The sequence below is a fragment of the Peribacillus sp. P4_C12 genome (assembly GCF_056402095.1).
In genome coordinates this window covers 1-1,365 of record NZ_JBFUIB010000790.1, presented here as the reverse complement: position 1 = coordinate 1,365, position 1,365 = coordinate 1, and the positions used below count along the sequence as shown (strand labels likewise).

Annotated in this window: 1 protein-coding gene and 1 pseudogene; both read right to left on the bottom strand. The window is 37.2% G+C overall.

The genetic code is table 11. The annotated features are described in order from the left end of the window. Window positions 1-821: FAD-binding oxidoreductase (locus tag AC1DUW_RS29020; RefSeq protein ID WP_477644211.1), on the bottom strand; the 821-nt coding region annotated here is incomplete at its 3' end. 159 nt (window positions 822-980) lie between these two features. Further along, window positions 981-1,365, bottom strand: a pseudogene (locus AC1DUW_RS29015) (hypothetical protein); the annotation flags it as partial.

Sequence of the window (1,365 nt, the reverse complement as noted above, 5' to 3'; positions counted from 1 at the left end):
GTATTGTAGTTAGATAGCTGTGTTTGGTCATTTGCCCTATAATAATCCGTTACATACATTTCATCCAAATAGGAGTCAGGAGCAACCGATATTCTTGCCAGATGCATTTTAACATCATCGTTTTGAAGAACATCTCTTTTAAAGTACGACGTATATTCATCATAATGGAGTGATTTAGTTTTAATTTTATAAAGTTCGTCATCGGTAAGTTGGAGTGTCACGTCGAGTATTACTCCAAACAAACCATACCCGCCAATAACCGAATAGAAGAGCTCCGAATTTTCTTTGCGGCTCACTGTTAGGATTTGTCCTTTTGCGTTTAGCAATCTAAAAGACTCCACAGTTTCTATCAAGGCATGATGCCGAATATCGCGGCCGTGGACATTAACGCTCAAAGAACCGCCTATGGTAAAAATGTTTTGAGATTGACTGACCTTCAGTGCAAGTCCATATGGGTTGATATATTCCTGGAGAACAGCCCAGGTTGCTCCGCTTTGGACCGTGATGCGTTTTTCTTTTACATCCAAATCAAGTATTTTATCATATTGTTTCATATCTAGCAGAATACCGTTTGGATATAATGTCTGTCCTCCTTGGCTATGCTGCATTCCGGCAATGGAAATATGGTCATCGTTTTTTGCGGCTTCTAAAACGACTTTTTTGATTGCTTCTTCACTATCTTCTGCCTTTATCGCTTTCATTTTAACTGGCATCAGCCGGCTGATATCTTCTGCAATAGGGTGGTCAAGCTTGAAATTAAAAGCCTGCAGTGATAATCCAAATAAGATTGCATATAGGATGATAAAGAAAAATCGTTTCATAATATCTGGCTTTCGACTCCTCGTTTAAAATGTCTGACACTCAAGTGAAAAATGAAAATGTATGAACTTTATAGATTAATGGAGTTACCCTGACCATTCAATGAGATTGGGGTTAATATTGAATTAAATGTCAGATTTTTTGAAAATGAATCTTTTGATTTATGTATTAGTTCTTTTCAGCCCATTAATGATTGTTTCGGTTAGCGGTATGGATAGTGATTCCAAGCTTTGTTCTGAGTTGTTTAATCCCCAATGATAGATGATTCCCATCAGGCTTTGGGTGATAAGTTGTGAAATTTCGTTAACTGATTGGTCAGTGCCAATGTCGTTTTGTTCTTTCGCCTCTTCAATTAATGAACGAATAATTTGGACGAGTGAGCGATTTGAATTTAAAAAGTAAGTATGTTCTTTTGAATCTAAAGCGGAACTGTAAATCACTTTCATTAAATCTTTGCCCATTTCTTCTTCCAGAAAACGCATCAATTTGCGTATGAAAATAAACAATTTCTCGGTAGGGTCCATATCGACTGGGAACGAACGGAAG